General features: G+C 64.1%; 14 protein-coding genes and 1 tRNA gene. 11 read left to right on the top strand and 4 right to left on the bottom strand.

All coding sequences use genetic code 11. The annotated features are described in order from the left end of the window. Nucleotides 1–81 precede the first annotated feature (81 nt). The 8 genes from lepA to nagZ all read left to right on the top strand — a co-directional run bounded on the left by lepA (nt 82) and on the right by nagZ (nt 8,181). Nucleotides 82–1,872 carry a translation elongation factor 4 gene (lepA, locus tag JYK05_RS09100; protein WP_206466713.1) on the top strand — a complete coding sequence of 597 codons (1,791 nt, stop codon included), beginning with the start codon at nt 82–84 and terminating at the stop codon, nt 1,870–1,872. A gap of 57 nt (nt 1,873–1,929) precedes the next feature. Continuing rightward, nucleotides 1,930–2,823, top strand: coding sequence for a signal peptidase I (gene lepB, locus JYK05_RS09095; RefSeq protein WP_175944459.1), 894 nt, complete (start codon nt 1,930–1,932; stop codon nt 2,821–2,823). A gap of 139 nt (nt 2,824–2,962) precedes the next feature. After that, nucleotides 2,963–4,057, top strand: coding sequence for a ribonuclease III (rnc, locus tag JYK05_RS09090; RefSeq protein WP_206466712.1), 1,095 nt, complete (start codon nt 2,963–2,965; stop codon nt 4,055–4,057). A 73-nt stretch (nt 4,058–4,130) separates the two neighbouring features. Continuing rightward, on the top strand, nt 4,131–5,030 hold the full coding sequence (era, locus tag JYK05_RS09085; RefSeq protein WP_206466711.1) for a GTPase Era: 900 nt from the start codon (nt 4,131–4,133) through the stop codon (nt 5,028–5,030). Between the two features lie 16 nt (nt 5,031–5,046). Further along, nucleotides 5,047–5,919, top strand: a complete 873-nt coding sequence (recO, locus tag JYK05_RS09080) for a DNA repair protein RecO (RefSeq protein ID WP_206466710.1) — start codon at nt 5,047–5,049, stop codon at nt 5,917–5,919. Continuing rightward, nucleotides 5,916–6,689 (top strand): pyridoxine 5'-phosphate synthase, encoded by a 774-nt coding sequence (gene pdxJ, locus JYK05_RS09075; RefSeq protein ID WP_206466709.1) that lies wholly within the window; start codon nt 5,916–5,918, stop codon nt 6,687–6,689. Before recO ends, pdxJ begins: the two co-directional genes overlap by 4 nt. 8 nt (nt 6,690–6,697) lie before the next feature. Beyond that, nucleotides 6,698–7,102: a holo-ACP synthase gene (gene acpS, locus JYK05_RS09070; RefSeq protein ID WP_206466708.1), complete on the top strand. Its 405-nt coding sequence runs from the start codon at nt 6,698–6,700 to the stop codon at nt 7,100–7,102. Between the two features lie 50 nt (nt 7,103–7,152). Beyond that, a complete protein-coding gene (gene nagZ, locus JYK05_RS09065; protein WP_206466707.1) occupies nt 7,153–8,181 on the top strand; it encodes a beta-N-acetylhexosaminidase in 1,029 nt (342 codons plus the stop codon). A 73-nt stretch (nt 8,182–8,254) separates the two neighbouring features. On the opposite strand, the gene JYK05_RS09060 is transcribed toward nagZ, so the two are convergent. The 4 genes from JYK05_RS09060 to earP form a co-directional block, all read right to left on the bottom strand. Then, on the bottom strand, nt 8,255–9,646 hold the full coding sequence (locus JYK05_RS09060) for a sigma-54 dependent transcriptional regulator (RefSeq protein ID WP_206466706.1): 1,392 nt from the start codon (nt 9,644–9,646) through the stop codon (nt 8,255–8,257). A gap of 186 nt (nt 9,647–9,832) precedes the next feature. Further along, nucleotides 9,833–10,165, bottom strand: a complete 333-nt coding sequence (locus JYK05_RS09055; protein ID WP_175944443.1) for a BON domain-containing protein — start codon at nt 10,163–10,165, stop codon at nt 9,833–9,835. Between the two features lie 296 nt (nt 10,166–10,461). Beyond that, entirely contained in the window at nt 10,462–11,019 is a 558-nt protein-coding gene (gene efp / locus JYK05_RS09050; RefSeq protein ID WP_175944441.1) for an elongation factor P, read from the bottom strand. A 239-nt stretch (nt 11,020–11,258) separates the two neighbouring features. Next, complete coding sequence (gene earP, locus JYK05_RS09045) at nt 11,259–12,425, bottom strand: elongation factor P maturation arginine rhamnosyltransferase EarP (protein WP_175944439.1); 1,167 nt, start codon at nt 12,423–12,425, stop codon at nt 11,259–11,261. A 121-nt stretch (nt 12,426–12,546) separates the two neighbouring features. On the opposite strand from earP, the gene uvrC reads away from it, so the two are divergent. The 3 genes from uvrC (at nt 12,547) to JYK05_RS09030 (ending at nt 15,662) form a co-directional block, all read left to right on the top strand. Continuing rightward, nucleotides 12,547–14,715: an excinuclease ABC subunit UvrC gene (gene uvrC, locus JYK05_RS09040; protein ID WP_206466705.1), complete on the top strand. Its 2,169-nt coding sequence runs from the start codon at nt 12,547–12,549 to the stop codon at nt 14,713–14,715. A gap of 118 nt (nt 14,716–14,833) precedes the next feature. Beyond that, nucleotides 14,834–15,430 (top strand): CDP-diacylglycerol--glycerol-3-phosphate 3-phosphatidyltransferase, encoded by a 597-nt coding sequence (pgsA, locus tag JYK05_RS09035; RefSeq protein WP_175944435.1) that lies wholly within the window; start codon nt 14,834–14,836, stop codon nt 15,428–15,430. Between the two features lie 156 nt (nt 15,431–15,586). Beyond that, nucleotides 15,587–15,662, top strand: a tRNA-Gly gene (locus tag JYK05_RS09030). The last annotated feature ends 31 nt before the right edge of the window (nt 15,663–15,693 follow it).

Below are 15,693 nucleotides of genomic sequence, written 5' to 3'. Positions count from 1 at the left end.
AAATGCAGAAGTTTTCCCCCAATTTTTCAAGGCGTGCTCCGCATGTGTGAGGGCGCGCCTTTTTCGCTTGATCGGCACTGAATGAATCATATTCGTAACTTTTCGATCATTGCGCACATCGATCACGGCAAGTCCACGCTCGCGGACCGCATCATCCAGTTATGCGGCGGGCTGTCCGATCGTGAGATGGAAGCGCAGGTGCTCGATTCGATGGACCTGGAACGCGAGCGCGGCATCACGATCAAGGCGCAAACGGCGGCGCTCACCTACAAGGCGCGCGACGGACAGGTCTACAACCTGAATCTGATCGATACCCCCGGACACGTCGACTTCTCGTACGAAGTCAGCCGTTCGCTTTCCGCTTGCGAAGGCGCGCTGCTCGTCGTCGACGCGAGTCAGGGCGTCGAGGCGCAGACCGTTGCGAATTGCTACACGGCAATCGAACTCGGCGTCGAAGTCGTGCCGGTGCTGAACAAGATCGACTTGCCGGCCGCGAATCCGGAAAACGCGATCGCCGAGATCGAAGACGTGATCGGCATCGACGCGACGGACGCGGTGCATTGCAGCGCGAAGACCGGCCTCGGCGTGGAAGACGTGCTCGAATCGCTGATCGCGAAAGTGCCGCCGCCGAAGGGCGATCCGGACGCGCCGCTGCAGGCGCTCATCATCGACTCGTGGTTCGACAATTACGTCGGCGTCGTGATGCTCGTGCGTATCGTCAACGGCACGCTCAAGCCGAAGGACAAGATCAAGATGATGGCGACCGGCGCGCAGTATCCGGTCGAGCATCTCGGCGTGTTTGCGCCAAAGTCGACGAACCTGTCGCAATTGTCGGCGGGTCAGGTCGGCTTTGTGATCGCGGGCATCAAGGAACTGACAGCCGCGAAGGTCGGCGACACTGTCACCGTCGCGAATCGTCCGGCCGCGGAGCCGCTGCCGGGCTTCAAGGAAGTGAAGCCGCAGGTTTTCGCGGGGCTGTATCCGGTCGAAGCGAATCAGTACGACGCGCTGCGCGAATCGCTCGAAAAGCTGAAGCTCAACGACGCGTCGCTGCAATTCGAGCCGGAAGTGTCGCAGGCGCTGGGCTTCGGCTTCCGTTGCGGCTTCCTCGGCCTTCTGCACATGGAAATCGTGCAGGAACGGCTCGAACGCGAATTCGACATGGACCTCATCACCACCGCGCCGACGGTGATTTATGAGGTCGTCCAGCGCGACGGCACCACGATCTCCGTCGAGAATCCGGCGAAGATGCCGGAGCCGTCGAAGATCGAGGAAGTGCGCGAGCCGATCGTCACGGTGAATCTGTACATGCCGCAGGAGTATGTCGGCTCGGTCATCACGCTGTGCACGAACAAGCGCGGTCAGCAGATCAACATGCAGTACCACGGCCGCCAGGTGCAGTTGACCTACGAAATTCCGATGGCGGAAATCGTGCTCGACTTCTTCGACCGCCTGAAGTCGACGTCGCGCGGCTATGCGTCGATGGACTACGAGTTCAAGGAATATCGCGCGGCGGATGTCGTGAAGGTGGACATGCTGATCAACGGCGACAAGGTCGATGCCTTGTCCGTCATCGTTCACCGCTCGCAGAGCCAGAGCCGCGGCCGCGAAGTCGCGTCCAAGATGCGCGAACTGATCCCGCGCCAGATGTACGACGTGGCGATTCAGGCGACCATCGGCTCGAACATCATCGCGCGCGAAAACATCAAGGCGCTGCGCAAGAACGTGCTCGCGAAGTGTTATGGCGGCGACATCACGCGCAAGAAGAAGCTGCTCGAAAAGCAGAAGGCGGGCAAGAAGCGCATGAAGCAGGTCGGCTCTGTCGAGATTCCGCAAGAGGCTTTCCTCGCCATCCTGCGCGTGGACGAGTGACGTTCGCGCGCCGCCGGGCGCAGAACAACAACCGACGATAACAACCGGAAGCGATTGATGAATTTCGCATTGATTCTCTTGATCCTCGTCGTGGTGACGGGTATTGCATGGGTGCTGGACAAACTGGTGTTCGTGAAGCAGCGCCGTCGCTCGGCGGACGCTGCCGTGGCCGAGTTCGACCGCCAGCAGGAACGCGTCGGCGAGCGTTTTGCCGATGAAAACGCCGATCAAACGCGCGCACGCCTGCGCAACGAGGCGCTGCGCCAGCCGTGGTGGCTCGAATACACGGCGAGCTTCTTCCCGGTGATTCTCGCGGTGTTCGTGGTGCGCTCGTTCATCGTCGAGCCGTTCAAGATTCCGTCCGGGTCGATGGTGCCGACGCTGCTCGTCGGCGACTTCATTCTGGTGAACAAATACGAGTATGGCCTGCGCCTGCCGATCAGCAACACGAAGCTGACGCAAGGCAAGCCGCTCACGCGCGGCGATGTGGTCGTGTTCCGCTATCCGAAAGACGAATCGGTAGACTACATCAAGCGCGTGATCGGCCTGCCGGGCGATACCGTCGCGTACGAAAACAAGCAGCTCACGATCAACGGCAAGCCGGTGCCGGAAACGCCGCAGCCGGACTACTTCGACGACGAGCGCATCGGTTACGCGAAGCAATTCATCGAAGATCTCGACGGCCGCAAGAACGCCATCCTCAACAATCCGCAAGTGCCGCCGTTCGTCGTCGGCCAGGACGACTTTCCGTATCGCGACAATTGCGTCTACAACGCGCAAGGCGTGACCTGCAAGGTGCCGCCGGGCCATTACTTCATGATGGGCGACAACCGCGACAACAGCGCCGACAGCCGCTATTGGGGCTTCGTGCCGGACAACAACATCGTCGGCCGCGCGTTCTTCATCTGGATGAACTTCAGCAACCTGAAGCGCATCGGCTCCTTCGAGTGATCCATCGCGGTGCCGTCGCGCTCGCGTCGGCGCTGCTTCGAAACGGCGTGAAGAAGCGCGGCTAAGACCGTCTCGCCACGCGTTTTCCCGGCTCGCCGGGCGGAATCGGCCGCCCGCGCGGGCGCGTTATACTCTGTCCATGCCATCTTCTCCGTTGGAAAGCCGGCTGCAGTACGAATTTCGCAATGCGGAATTGCTGCGCCAGGCGATGACCCACCGCAGTCACAGCGCCACGCACAACGAACGGCTCGAATTTCTCGGCGACTCCGTTCTCAATTGCGTGGTGGCGGCGCTTTTGTTCCAACGATTCTGCAAGCTCGACGAAGGCGACCTCTCGCGCGTTCGGGCGAACCTCGTCAAGCAGCAGTCGCTTTACGAGATCGCGCAGGCGCTCAACGTTTCCGAAGGCTTGCGTCTGGGCGAGGGCGAACTCCGCAGCGGCGGCTTCCGGCGTCCGTCGATTCTGGCGGACACGCTCGAAGCGATCTTCGGCGCGATCTTTCTCGACGGCGGCTTCGACGCCGCGTTTGCCGTCATCAAGCGCCTCTACACGCCGGTGCTCGATCACATCGATCCGCGCACCATCGGCAAGGACGCGAAGACGCTGCTTCAGGAATATTTGCAGGGCCACAAGATCGCGCTGCCGACTTACACCGTGGTCGCCACTCACGGCGCCGCGCACAACCAGCAGTTCGAAGTCGAATGCTCGGTGCCCAAGCTCGACGTGAAAGTGTCCGGCTCCGGCGCGAGCCGACGCGCGGCGGAACAGGCGGCGGCCAAGAAGGCGCTCGATGAAGTCATGGCCGCGGCGCCCACGCTCGGCGTGAAGCCGAAGCGCAAGGGCGCGCGCGCCGCCAAGCTCGCGCAGGTGGAAGTGGTGCCGGGCGTGACCGGCGTGCAGGCGGCGCTCGACTTACGCTCGCCGGAGCGCCGCGAGCGCGATCGTCAGCGCAACCATTCCGCCGATGCTGGTGCGTCTGCCGAGCAGACGCCCGCCGCGCCGCTTGCCGTCATTCGCGCAACGCACGTCGAGCCATCCGCTGCGTCGTACGCAGCCGCCGAGAAGCCCGAGCGGCACGTCATCCATCGCCCGGAGAAAGCGGTGAAGAGCGAAGCGGCGCAAACGCCGGATGTAAGCGCCGACAGCGCGCCGGCCACCGACGACGCGCGCAGCACCGCCAGCGACGACGCCTCGGCCAGCCGCGTCGTGCGCGCCGCCGACGCCGGCCACTGACGCGCATTCAGCCGCACATGCGCCATCGCGCCCTCGCAACATCGCGCTCAACGAACCTTCGCCGCACATCACTATGAACGCTCCCACATCATCCGGTTTCCGCTGCGGCATGGTCGCCATCGTCGGCCGGCCCAACGTCGGCAAGTCGACGCTCATGAACGCGCTCGTCGGCCAGAAGGTGAGCATCACGTCGCGCAAGGCGCAGACGACGCGCCATCGCATTACCGGCATCAACACGGTCGAGGACGCGCAGTACATCTTCGTCGACACGCCGGGCTTTCAGACCCGCCACAGCGGCGCGCTCAACCGCTCGCTGAATCGCGCGGTGACGTCCACGCTGACTTCGGTCGATGCGATCCTGTTCGTGATCGAAGCGGGCCGCTTCGGTCCCGACGACGAGAAAGTGCTCGACCTGATTCCGGCCGGCACGCCGACGCTTCTGATCGCGAACAAGCTCGACCGCGTCGGCGACAAGGATTCGCTCTTTCCGTTCATGCAGCAGATGTCCGCGCGACGCGACTTCCGCGAAATCGTGCCGCTCTCGGCGAAGAATCCGGATGACATCAAGCGGCTCATGTCGGTCGTGAAGCCGTATCTGCCGGAAGGCGAGCCGATTTACGGCGAGGACGATCTGACCGACCGCAGCGAGCGCTTCCTCGCTGCCGAGATTCTGCGCGAGAAAGTGTTCCGCTGGACTGGCGATGAACTGCCGTACACCAGCACCGTGCTCATCGACAAGTTCGAGACCGAAGGGCGCCTGCGCCGCGTGTTCGCGACCATTCTCGTGGAACGCGACGGCCACAAGGCGATGATCATCGGCCAGAAGGGCGCGAAGCTGAAGCAGATCAGCACCGAGGCGCGGCTCGACATGGAAAAGCTCTTCGACGGTCCCGTGTATCTGGAAACCTTCGTCAAGGTGAAAAGCGGCTGGGCCGACAACGAAGCGGGCCTGCGCGCGTACGGCTACGAGTGAGGCCCGGACGACGCTCATGGACGCCGGCTCGAACGACGCGTGGATGACCCCGCCCGCCGACGATCGTCCCGAGGACGACATCGGCGCGAGCGAGCGACCGTCGCCGAAGCGGCGGCGGGGATCGTCGTCCACCGCCGCTGCGGGCACCAGCGCGCAGCGCCCGCGCCCGCGCTCCGACTTTCGCGTCAGCGAGCAGCCGGGCTTCGTGCTGCATAGCTATCCGTATCGCGAGACGAGTCTCATCATCGACGTGTTCTCGCGCGATCACGGGCGCATTGCGCTAGTCGCGAAGGGCGCGAAGCGGCCGCATTCCGCGCTGCGCGGCGTGCTGCAAACCTTCCAGCCGCTCGGCCTTTCCTGGACCGGCAAAGGCGAAGTCCGCACGCTGACCACCGCCGAATGGGTCGGCGGCATGCTGCCGCTGCGAGGCGACGCGCTCCTGTGCGGCTTCTACGTGAACGAGTTGCTCGTCAAGTTCTGCGCGCGCGAAGATCCGCATCCCGCGCTCTTCAATCACTACGTGCTCACGCTGTCGCGGCTCGCGCACGACGAGCCCGCCATTCAGGTGCTGCGCTCGTTCGAACGCGTGCTGTTGCGCGAAACCGGCTACGCGATGGCGCTCACGCGCACGGTGGCGCGTCAAGCCGTGCTGCCCGAAGGCCGCTACACGTTCGATCCGGAGCGCGGCGTGCGCGAAGCGTCCGATGACCTTCCCGCGCAATGGCCGGTCATCGCCGGCCAGACGCTGATCGACATGGAGCGCGACGACTACAGCAGCCCGCAAACCGGCGCGCAGAGCAAGACGCTGATGCGCTTTCTGCTCAACTACCATCTGGGCGGCGCGCCGCTCGCCACCCGCCAGATTCTGATCGACCTGCAAAATCTATGAGCTTCTTTCTCTCATCGCCCGCGAACGTGATCGATCTCGGCGTAAACATCGATCACGTCGCCACGCTGCGCAACGCACGCGGCACGTCGTATCCCGACCCGATTCGCGCCGCGCTCGCCGCCGAAGAAGCGGGCGCGGACGCCATCACGCTGCATCTGCGCGAGGATCGCCGTCATATCGTCGATGCCGACGTGCGCACGCTGCGTCCGCTCCTGAAAACGCGCATGAATCTGGAATGCGCCGTCACGCGCGAAATGCTCGATATCGCGTGCGAAATCAAGCCGCACGATGTCTGCCTCGTGCCGGAAAAGCGCCAGGAATTGACGACCGAAGGCGGACTCGACGTCGCCGGCCAGTTCGAAGCGGTGAAGGCCGCGTGCGCGCAGCTCGCGGGCGCGGGCAGCCGCGTGTCGCTTTTCATCGACCCCGACGAGACGCAGATTCGCGCGGCGAAGGAAGCCGGCGCGCCCGTCATCGAACTGCATACCGGGCGCTATGCCGAAGCGCACGACGAAGCCGAGCAGCAGCGCGAGTTCGAGCGCGTCGCGAGAAGCGTCGAGTTCGGCAATTCGCTCGGCCTCAAAGTGAACGCGGGCCACGGACTGCATTACACCAACGTGCAGCCGATCGCCGCGCTCGGTGGCATCGTCGAATTGAACATCGGGCACGCGATCGTCGCGCACGCGATCTTCGCGGGCTGGGACAACGCGGTCCGCGAGATGAAAGCGATCATGGTCGCTTCGCGTCTCGCCGCGCAAACGAAGCGTTGAGCACAGCCATGGCGATCTACGGAATCGGCACGGACCTCGTGCAAGTCAGCCGCGTCGCGGGCGTCATGGAGCGCACCAACGGGCGCTTCGCCGAGAAAGTGCTCGGCCCGGACGAACTGCGCATCTATCACGCGCGGCGCGCGCGCTCCGAAGTGCGCGGCCTCGCGTTTCTCGCCACGCGCTTTTCCGCGAAAGAAGCGTTCTCGAAGGCCATCGGCCTCGGCATGCGCTGGCCGATGACCTGGCGCGCGCTGCAAACGCTCAACGAGCCGAGCGGCAAGCCGGTGATCGTGGCATCGGGCGAACTGGCCGAATGGCTCGCGCAACGCGGCATCACGGCGCAAGTGACGCTCAGCGACGAGCGCGACTACGCGGTGACGTTCGTCATCGCGGAAATTGCGGACAAGGCGTGATCGCGCCGAATCATCACACTCACATCACAACAAGAAGCCAATTGAATCCGATGAAACGCATTCCCGGCCCCGTCATGTACGACGTCGCCGGCACGACGCTCAACGACGCGGATATCGAGCGCCTTTCGCATCCGATGACGGGCGGCATCATTCTCTTCGCGCGGCATTTTCAGGACCGCGCGCAACTGGTGGCGCTCACCGACGCGATCCGCGCGGTGCGCGACGACATTTTGATTGCGGTCGATCACGAAGGCGGGCGCGTGCAGCGTTTTCGCACGGACGGCTTCACGGTGCTGCCCGCGCCCGGCAAGCTCGGCGCGTTGTGGGACCGCGATGTTCTGGCCGCGAGCAAGGCGGCCACCGCGTTCGGCTACGTGCTCGCGTCGGAACTGCGCGCGTGCGGCATCGACATGAGCTTCACGCCGGTGCTCGATCTGAACTACGGACAATCGCAGGTGATCGGCGACCGCGCGCTGCATAGCGATCCGCGCGTGGTGACGATGCTCGCGAAGAGCCTGAATCACGGTCTCGCGCTCGCGGGCATGGCGAACTGCGGCAAGCATTTTCCGGGGCATGGCTTCGCGGCGGCGGACTCGCACGTCGCGTTGCCGACGGATGACCGCCCGCTCGACGAGATTCTCGCCGCCGACGTGCGTCCGTACGACTGGCTCGGGTTGTCGCTCGCGTCGGTGATTCCGGCGCACGTCATCTACACGCAGGTCGACGACAAGCCCGCCGGTTTCTCGCGCATCTGGCTGCAAGACATTCTGCGCGGCAAGCTCGGCTTCAACGGCGCCATCTTCAGCGACGATCTTTCGATGGAAGCGGCCCGCGCCGGCGGCACGCTCACCGAAGCCGCGACGGCCGCGCTCACGGCGGGTTGCGACATGGTGCTCATCTGCAATCAGCCGGAAGAGGCGGGCAAGGTGCTGGAGCAGTTGCGCTTCACGCCGACGAAAGCGTCGCAGCAGCGCATCAAGCAGATGCGTCCGCGCGGCAAGGCGCTGCGCTGGAGCAAGCTGCAAAGCCAGCCCGAATATCAGGCCGCGCGCCAGTTCGTGAAAACGGCGCTCGGCTGAACGGCTCATCCGAATGACAAAACGCCACGGCAGTTGCTTGCCGTGGCGTTTTCATTTGACGACTCGCGCCGCTTTACGACGATTCCAGCTTCATGCGCTGGAGCTTGTTGTAGAGCGTCTTGGGACTGATGCCGAGCAGCGTCGCCGCCCGATGCCGCGTGCCGCCGACCGCTTCGAGCGTCGCGCGGATCAGCATGTCCTCGACATCGGCGAGCGCCGTGCCCACCGTCACTTGCACGCTGCTGCCGTTGAGTCCGCGTCCGCCGATTCCGCCCGGCTCGTCGACGCGCAACGTCTCGATCGTCTCGCCCGACGCGTGATACGCGCGGCGCACGCGCTCGCGCATTTCGCGCACGTTGCCCGGCCATTCGTTCGCGAGGCATTCGCGCAGGAAAGCCGGGCTGATGCGCTTGGGCGACCCGCTCGTGATGCCGGCGATGTGATTTTCGCGGTTCAATTCGTCGACGAACTGCTCGGCCATGAGCGCGATGTCGTCGTCGCGTTCGCGCAGCGGCGGCAAGACGATCGACGACGCCGACAGGCGCTGGAACAGGTCTTCGCGCAGGGCGCCGCTCGACACCGCATCGCGGGCCGGCGCGCGCAACGCAGCGATCAGGCGGAAGTCCGTCATGATGCGATTGCTGCCGCCGACGCGCATGAACGTCTGCGAGTCCAGCGCGCGCAAGAGCGCTTCCTGCTGGGCCGCGGGCAGCGAGTCGATTTGATCGAGAAACAGCGTGCCGCCGCCCGCTTGTTCGAGCAGGCCCGGCTCGCGGTTTTCCGCGCCGGCGAACGCGTTGCGCTCGTGGCCGAAAAGGACGCTTTCCATCGAGCGGTGCGCGCCTTCTTCGCGAATCGTCGAGCAGTCGAAGCTGATGAACGGCCCCTTGCGACGGCGGCTCAGCTGATGGATCGTGTGCGCCGCGAGCTTCTTGCCGGTGCCCGGCTCGCCGCTGATCAGCACGGCGGCTTCCGTGGGCGCGGTGTGCTCGATCTGATCGTAGACGTGCTGCATCGGCACGCTGCGTCCGAGCATGTCGCCGAAATGGCCGAGTTCGCGCAGCGTCGAGCGCAGCGCCTGCACTTCTTCCGTCAGTTCGTAAGGACGCGGAATGCGCGCCAGCAGGCTGCGCAGACGCGGAATGTTGACGGGCTTCAGCAAGTAATCCCAAATACCGTGGCGCAGACCTTCGATCGCGCTTTCGACCGTCGCATTGCCCGTCATCACGATAACGGGGAGCGCGCCGTCGGGCGGCTGCGAGGGCAGGCTCGGCAGGAGGTCGAGGCCGCTGCCGTCGGGCAGGTTAAGGTCGATCAGCACGACGTCGGGAATGAAGCGCGTCAATGCGGAACGGGCTTCGGCGAGCGTCGTCGCGGTGTCGACCGAGAAGCCGTCGGCGGACAAAATCGCGGACAGGCCGGAAAGGCTATTGGGATCGTCTTCGACAATCAGAGCGTGTGGCATGGCAGACACAACGTATCAAAATGGACTGTAATTGCCGTTGCCGCATGCGTCGCCAGGCGAGGGCGGCGCTTGAAACTCGGGCGCTCGTGGGCGGGCTGCGGCGTCTCGTCACGGTCGAACATCGGATCGGCGTAGCATCCCGCTGCGGTTTTTCTTTTTGTCCTGCGAGTGGATGGGGCTATTGCGTCATTGCGGCTTCACGTGCAGATCGTTGTTGACGGATTGCACCCCCGACACGCTGCGAGTTACTGCGACGGCCTTCCGAATCTGTTCCTCCGAGTTCACGTTTCCGGACAGCACCACGACGCCGCGATACGTCGACACGCTTACCGCGAGCGACTTCAATCCGGGGTCGGCCAAGAGCGCCGTTTTCACGCGCGCGGTCACCGAGGCATCCGACGCGTGATCTCCGGCGGACTCCGTGGTCGGTGCCGACGCGCATGCCGCCAGGAAGAAGGCGGGCAAGGCGAGCGTCGCGACGATCAGCAGTCGGCCACAGAGAGACGGCGAGTTGCGCATGTCGTGTTGTTTAGTCCGTATCAGCCGAACTGAGCAGGAACTGTGCCAAGCGATTATTGACGAACTGCCGTCCACCCCAGCGCCTGATTTCTCAGGGAAAAGGGGAGCGAAGGACAGTCGTTCGGAACGCGCCACACCACGACATTGCAACAATGACCGGTAAAGTTTGCCTGAAATTGTCAAAAACTTCATGCAAAAGAAAAAGCGCCCGCGATGGGGCGCTTTTTTGTGACAGCGGCGGGAGGCGGTTTCGGAACCGCCGCCCGCGTGCCGCGCAAGGGCGTAATCGTTACGTCTTACGCGCGGCTGCGGTACTCGTTCGTGCGCGTGTCGATTTCGATCTTGTCGCCGATGTTGCAGAAGAGCGGCACTTGCAGTTCGAAGCCGGTGTGGAGCTTGGCGGTCTTCAGCACCTTGCCCGACGACGTATCGCCCTTGACGGCCGGTTCCGTGTACACGATTTCGCGAACCAGCGTGGTCGGCAGTTCGACCGAGATCGCCTTCTCGTTGTAGAACACGACTTCGCACGCCATGCCGTCTTCGAGGTAGTTGAGCGCGTCGCCCATCATTTCGGCTTCGACTTCGTACTGGTTGTAGTCGGCGTCCATGAACACGTACATCGGGTCGGCGAAGTACGAGTACGTCACTTCCTTGCGGTCGAGCACGACGACGTCGAACTTGTCGTCCGCCTTGTAGACGGTTTCCATGCCCGCGTTCGTCAGCAGGTTCTTGAACTTCATTTTCACGACCGCTGCGTTACGGCCGGACTTGTTGTATTCGGCGCGCTGCACGACCATGGCATCGTTGCCGATCATGACGACGTTGCCGACGCGGAGTTCTTGTGCGGTCTTCATAAAACTGGATCCTTACGAATGAATATGGCCAGACTTGGCTAATTAATGTTGATAGTGGCTGATCGGACTCGCGGCGCTGTCAGAACGTTTTCGTCATGGGCCGCGACAGATTCGCGCGACAGAAAGCGGCTTGCTCATCGGATAACCGCTTATTTTAACTGAGTTTTTGCTTATTTGGCGAGCCGGGCCGGCACCGCGCGCGGTTTCATGCGATACGGACGACGGCGCGTTCGCCGTTGTCACGGCGCCATGCGGGCAGTCACATGCGAGACCAGATTGCCGGCCAAATCGCCGACGCTCGCCAGTTCATCCGCCCAGGCAGAAGCCCGCGACTCGAATTCGCCCCGATGCCGCCAGAAGTCCGCCCAGTCCGGCGTGCCCGCGCCATTCCATGCGTGCCAGAAGCGGCTGATCGACTGTTCCGCCGCTGGCGACAGGCCACGCGTGATGTGCGCGAGCGCGGCGTCGAGCTTCGGCAGATGCGCGTCGTCGGCCTGCGGATAGATGTGCCAGACGAAAGGCTTTCGCGCCCACTGCGCGCGCACGAACGAGTCTTCGCCGCGCACGAAGTTGATATCGGACGCCCACAGCAGGTCGTCGAAACGCGGTTGCTCGACGAATCCGAGCGCGTGCGCCTGAAGCGCGCCCGCCCGCGCCGATGTGCCCGCCGCGAATTTCGGCAGGCCGAAGAAACGCGCGACCGCGCCGGAGATGCGGCCCTCGGGCACAAGGAGAACGATAGGCGCCGCGCCGTCGCGCCATTGCGCGAGCAGCGCATCGACGGCGGGGTTCTCGTACGCGAAGAGGGAAACGACCGTCGAGCCGTCGTCCGGACGCGCGATGCCCACGCGTTCTCGCCACCAAGCCGCTGCATCGAAGCGCGTGCGCGCGGTGTCGAGATCGCGCTCCTTCAACACGCCGCCCGTGCCCGCGCCGAGGCCGGGAAAGAAGAACGTCTTGTCGAGCGGATAGCGCGGATGCGGCGAGGGCCGCAGATGGAAGTCCGCGACCCAGTCCTCGCCGCTCAGATATTCGAGGTTGATCCACACGGGCTTGCGCTCGCGCCGCGCCATCGCCGCGATGTACGCGTGCGGCAGTTCGCACGCGAAGGCTTCGACGACGACATCCGCGATTTCGATGGTGTCGCCAGCGTGCGCGGGCTCGCGCCAGTGCTCGATGACGACGCCCTCAGCCTCCTGCCGCGCGAGCGACGCATCGACGGCGGGGCAGAGCGCGTGAAAAACCGCGAGATCATCGACGAAAAGCCGCACGCGCCAGCCATGTTCCGCGCGCAGTTGACGCGCGAGCCGCCAGCACACGCCGATATCGCCGAAGTTATCGACGACCGCGCAGAAGATGTCGCAGGCGAGTTCCGCGGAGGGAGATGTCGTGGAGGCGGTAGACATGGCGAGAGGGCGGCCGGCGGGACCGCGCCGTAATGATCTAAACTGGCGATTCTAAGATACCGTCCGCCCCACGGCTTGCCGCCGCCCTTGTCCCTTCGCGCTTTGTCGCGATATTCGCTGCATGACTCAGACCGACGCCCCCGAATCCCATTTCGACCCGAAGAAGACGCTCGCGCAACTGCCGCATCTGCCGGGCGTGTACCGCTATTACGACGGCGACGGCAACGTGCTCTACGTCGGCAAGGCGCGCAATCTGAAGAAGCGCGTGTCGAGCTACTTCACGAAGACGCTGCATTCGCCGCGCATCGCGATGATGGTCACGCGCATCCGCAAGATCGAGACGACGGTGACGCGCTCGGAAGCTGAAGCGCTGCTGCTCGAAAACAATCTGATCAAGGCGCTCGCGCCGCGCTACAACATCCTGTTTCGCGACGACAAGTCGTATCCGTTTCTCAAGCTGACCGGGCATCAGTTTCCGCGCATGGCGTACTACCGCGGCGCGGTGGACAAGAAGAACCAGTATTTCGGGCCGTTTCCGAGCGCGTGGGCCGTGCGCGAGAGCATCCAGATTCTGCAGCGCGTGTTTCAGTTGCGCACGTGCGAGGACTCGGTGTTCAGCAACCGCACGCGTCCGTGTCTGCTGCATCAGATCGGGCGATGCACCGCGCCATGCACCGGCCTTATCACCGAGGAGGACTACGCCCGCGACGTCGCCAACGCGTCGCGCTTTCTGCTCGGGCGGCAGGGCGAGGTGATGAAGGAACTGGAGCAGAAGATGCACGCGTTCGCCGCCGATCTCAAGTTCGAGCAGGCAGCGGCCGTGCGTAACCAGATGAGCTCGCTCTCGACCGTGCTGCATCAGCAGGCGATCGAAGTCGGCAGCGACAGCGACGTGGATATCCTCGCGGTCGTCGCGCTGGGCGGCAAGGTGTGCGTGAATCTCGCGATGGTGCGCGGCGGGCGGCATCTGGGCGACAAGGCGTATTTCCCGGCGCATGTGGAGAGCGCGGTGGCGCTCGGCGGCGACGAGGACGACATCGAGGATGGCGAGCCGGGGGAAATCGCGGTCGAGGGAGAGGTTGACGCGGATGTGGACTTGTCCTCAAGCGTGGAGGCAAAGGCGAAGTCTGAGTTGAACGCCGAAGCCAACGCCACAGCCAACGCCAACGCCGAATCGGAGATCGAAGCCGAAGCGCCACCCGATGCCAGCGCAGACACAAAAGCCACCCCCGAACCCCGCGAAGGCTCCCTCGAATCCGAAGTGCTCGAAGCCTTCATGGCGCAGCACTACATCGGCAATCGCGTGCCGCCGGTGCTGATCGTGACACATGCGCCAAGCCGCGAACTCGTCGATCTGCTCATCGAACAGGCCGGGCACAAGGTCGCGCTGCTGCGTCAGCCGCAGGGCCAGAAGCGCGTATGGCTTTCGATGGCCGAGCAGAATGCGAAGCTCGCGCTCGCGCGCCTCTTGTCGGAGCAGGGCTCGCAGCAGGCGCGCACGCGCTCGCTCGCCGAAACGCTCGGACTAGAGATGGACGATCTGGCGCTGATGCGCATCGAATGTTTCGACATCAGCCATACGATGGGCGAGGCGACGCAGGCGTCGTGCGTCGTGTATCACCATCACAAGATGCAGACGGGCGAATACCGTCGCTACAACATCAACGGCATCACGCCCGGCGACGACTACGCCGCGATGCGCCAGGTGCTCACGCGCCGCTACGGGAAGATGGTCGCGCAGGCGGCCGCGAACGCGAACGAGGAAGCGGCGGCCCTGCAACCCGAAGACGCCGCCGATCCGAACGTCACGCCCGATGCGGCGCCCGCGGTCGCGGCGGGCGGCACGCTGCCGAACATCGTGCTGATCGATGGCGGCAAGGGGCAAGTCGAGATCGCGCGGCAGGTGTTCTCGGAACTCGGGCTGGATCACGGCATGCTCGTCGGCGTGGCGAAGGGCGAAGGGCGCAAGGTCGGCCTGGAGACCTTGATCTTCGCGGACGGGCGGCCGGCGCTCGAACTCGGCAAGGAAAGCGCCGCGCTGATGCTCGTCGCGCAGATTCGCGACGAAGCGCACCGCTTCGCGATCACCGGCATGCGGGCGAAGCGCGCGAAGGCGCGCCAGACGTCGCGTCTGGAGGAACTCGAAGGCGTCGGCGCGAAACGGCGTCAGCGGCTGCTGTCGCGCTTCGGCGGATTGCGCGGCGTGCAGGCGGCGAGCGTCGAAGACCTGGCGAGCGTCGAAGGCATTTCGCTTGCGCTCGCGCAGCAGATTTACCGGCAGTTGCATTGACAGGCCCCGCCGCGCGGCCCGCTGCGAGCCGCGCCGCGCGGGGCGCGCGCCTTGTGAGCGGCAGAGCGACACGGCACAATGGCGGCTCCCTTACATGTCCTTCACTCGCTGATCGCCCATGCCGTTCAACTTACCGATCTTTCTGACGTGGTTGCGAATCGTGCTGATTCCGCTCGTCGTGGGCGTGTTCTATCTGCCGGACATGATGTTGAGCCCGGAGCATCGCAATCTGCTCGCGATGATCATCTTCGTGCTCGCCGCGCTCACCGATTGGTTCGACGGCTTTCTCGCGCGCAAGCTCGATCAAACCTCCGCGTTCGGCGCGTTCCTCGATCCGGTCGCCGACAAGCTGATGGTGACGGCCGCGCTCCTCGTGCTCGTGCAGCTTTCGCGTCTGAACGCGGTGATCGCGCTCGTGATCGTCGGCCGGGAGATCACCATTTCGGCGCTGCGCGAATGGATGGCGCAGATCGGCGCATCGAAGAGCGTGGCGGTGAATTCGCTCGGCAAGTTCAAGACCGTCTGCCAGATGGTCGCCATTCCGATGCTGCTGTTCTACGGCCCGCTGCGTATCGCGGGCACGCAGTGGGTCATGGACACGCGCGTGTGGGGCTTGTGGCTCATCGACGTCGCGGCTTTCCTCACCGTCTGGTCGATGCTGTACTACATGAAGCTCGCGTGGCCGCAGATTCGGGAGCGCGGCGGCATGTTGTGAGCCGGTGTCGGCGCAGTGCAAAAAATTGCGTCGAATGCGAATAAACCGCACGAGAGACAGTTGACAGGCGGCTTTTCCTTCTACATAATCTCGTTTCTCTGATGCGCGACGCAAAGCAGCAAGCGAATAAGCGAAGCGGTCAAGCAAGAAGTGAATGCGGGAGTAGCTCAGTTGGTAGAGCGCAACCTTGCCAAGGTTGAGGTCGCGAGTTCGAGACTCGTCTCCCGCTCCAGGTTTCGAAGTTTTCGGTGCAAGCAGCGCGT

This window comes from Caballeronia sp. M1242, from assembly GCF_017220215.1.
In the GTDB taxonomy this organism is placed as follows: domain Bacteria; phylum Pseudomonadota; class Gammaproteobacteria; order Burkholderiales; family Burkholderiaceae; genus Caballeronia.
Note: the sequence above shows the minus strand (reverse complement) of the source record. Positions and strands in the feature narration are given on the sequence as shown.

Bases quoted from the DNA above. Each gene is read 5' to 3' on its own strand.
- lepA (WP_206466713.1), top strand. From the start codon at position 82: ATGAATCATATTCGTAACTTTTCGATCATTGCGCACATCGATCACGGC.
- lepB (WP_175944459.1), top strand. From the start codon at position 1,930: ATGAATTTCGCATTGATTCTCTTGATCCTCGTCGTGGTGACGGGTATT.
- rnc (WP_206466712.1), top strand. From the start codon at position 2,963: ATGCCATCTTCTCCGTTGGAAAGCCGGCTGCAGTACGAATTTCGCAAT.
- era (WP_206466711.1), top strand. From the start codon at position 4,131: ATGAACGCTCCCACATCATCCGGTTTCCGCTGCGGCATGGTCGCCATC.
- recO (WP_206466710.1), top strand. From the start codon at position 5,047: ATGGACGCCGGCTCGAACGACGCGTGGATGACCCCGCCCGCCGACGAT.
- pdxJ (WP_206466709.1), top strand. From the start codon at position 5,916: ATGAGCTTCTTTCTCTCATCGCCCGCGAACGTGATCGATCTCGGCGTA.
- acpS (WP_206466708.1), top strand. From the start codon at position 6,698: ATGGCGATCTACGGAATCGGCACGGACCTCGTGCAAGTCAGCCGCGTC.
- nagZ (WP_206466707.1), top strand. From the start codon at position 7,153: ATGAAACGCATTCCCGGCCCCGTCATGTACGACGTCGCCGGCACGACG.
- JYK05_RS09060 (WP_206466706.1), bottom strand. From the start codon at position 9,646: ATGCCACACGCTCTGATTGTCGAAGACGATCCCAATAGCCTTTCCGGC.
- JYK05_RS09055 (WP_175944443.1), bottom strand. From the start codon at position 10,165: ATGCGCAACTCGCCGTCTCTCTGTGGCCGACTGCTGATCGTCGCGACG.
- efp (WP_175944441.1), bottom strand. From the start codon at position 11,019: ATGAAGACCGCACAAGAACTCCGCGTCGGCAACGTCGTCATGATCGGC.
- earP (WP_175944439.1), bottom strand. From the start codon at position 12,425: ATGTCTACCGCCTCCACGACATCTCCCTCCGCGGAACTCGCCTGCGAC.
- uvrC (WP_206466705.1), top strand. From the start codon at position 12,547: ATGACTCAGACCGACGCCCCCGAATCCCATTTCGACCCGAAGAAGACG.
- pgsA (WP_175944435.1), top strand. From the start codon at position 14,834: ATGCCGTTCAACTTACCGATCTTTCTGACGTGGTTGCGAATCGTGCTG.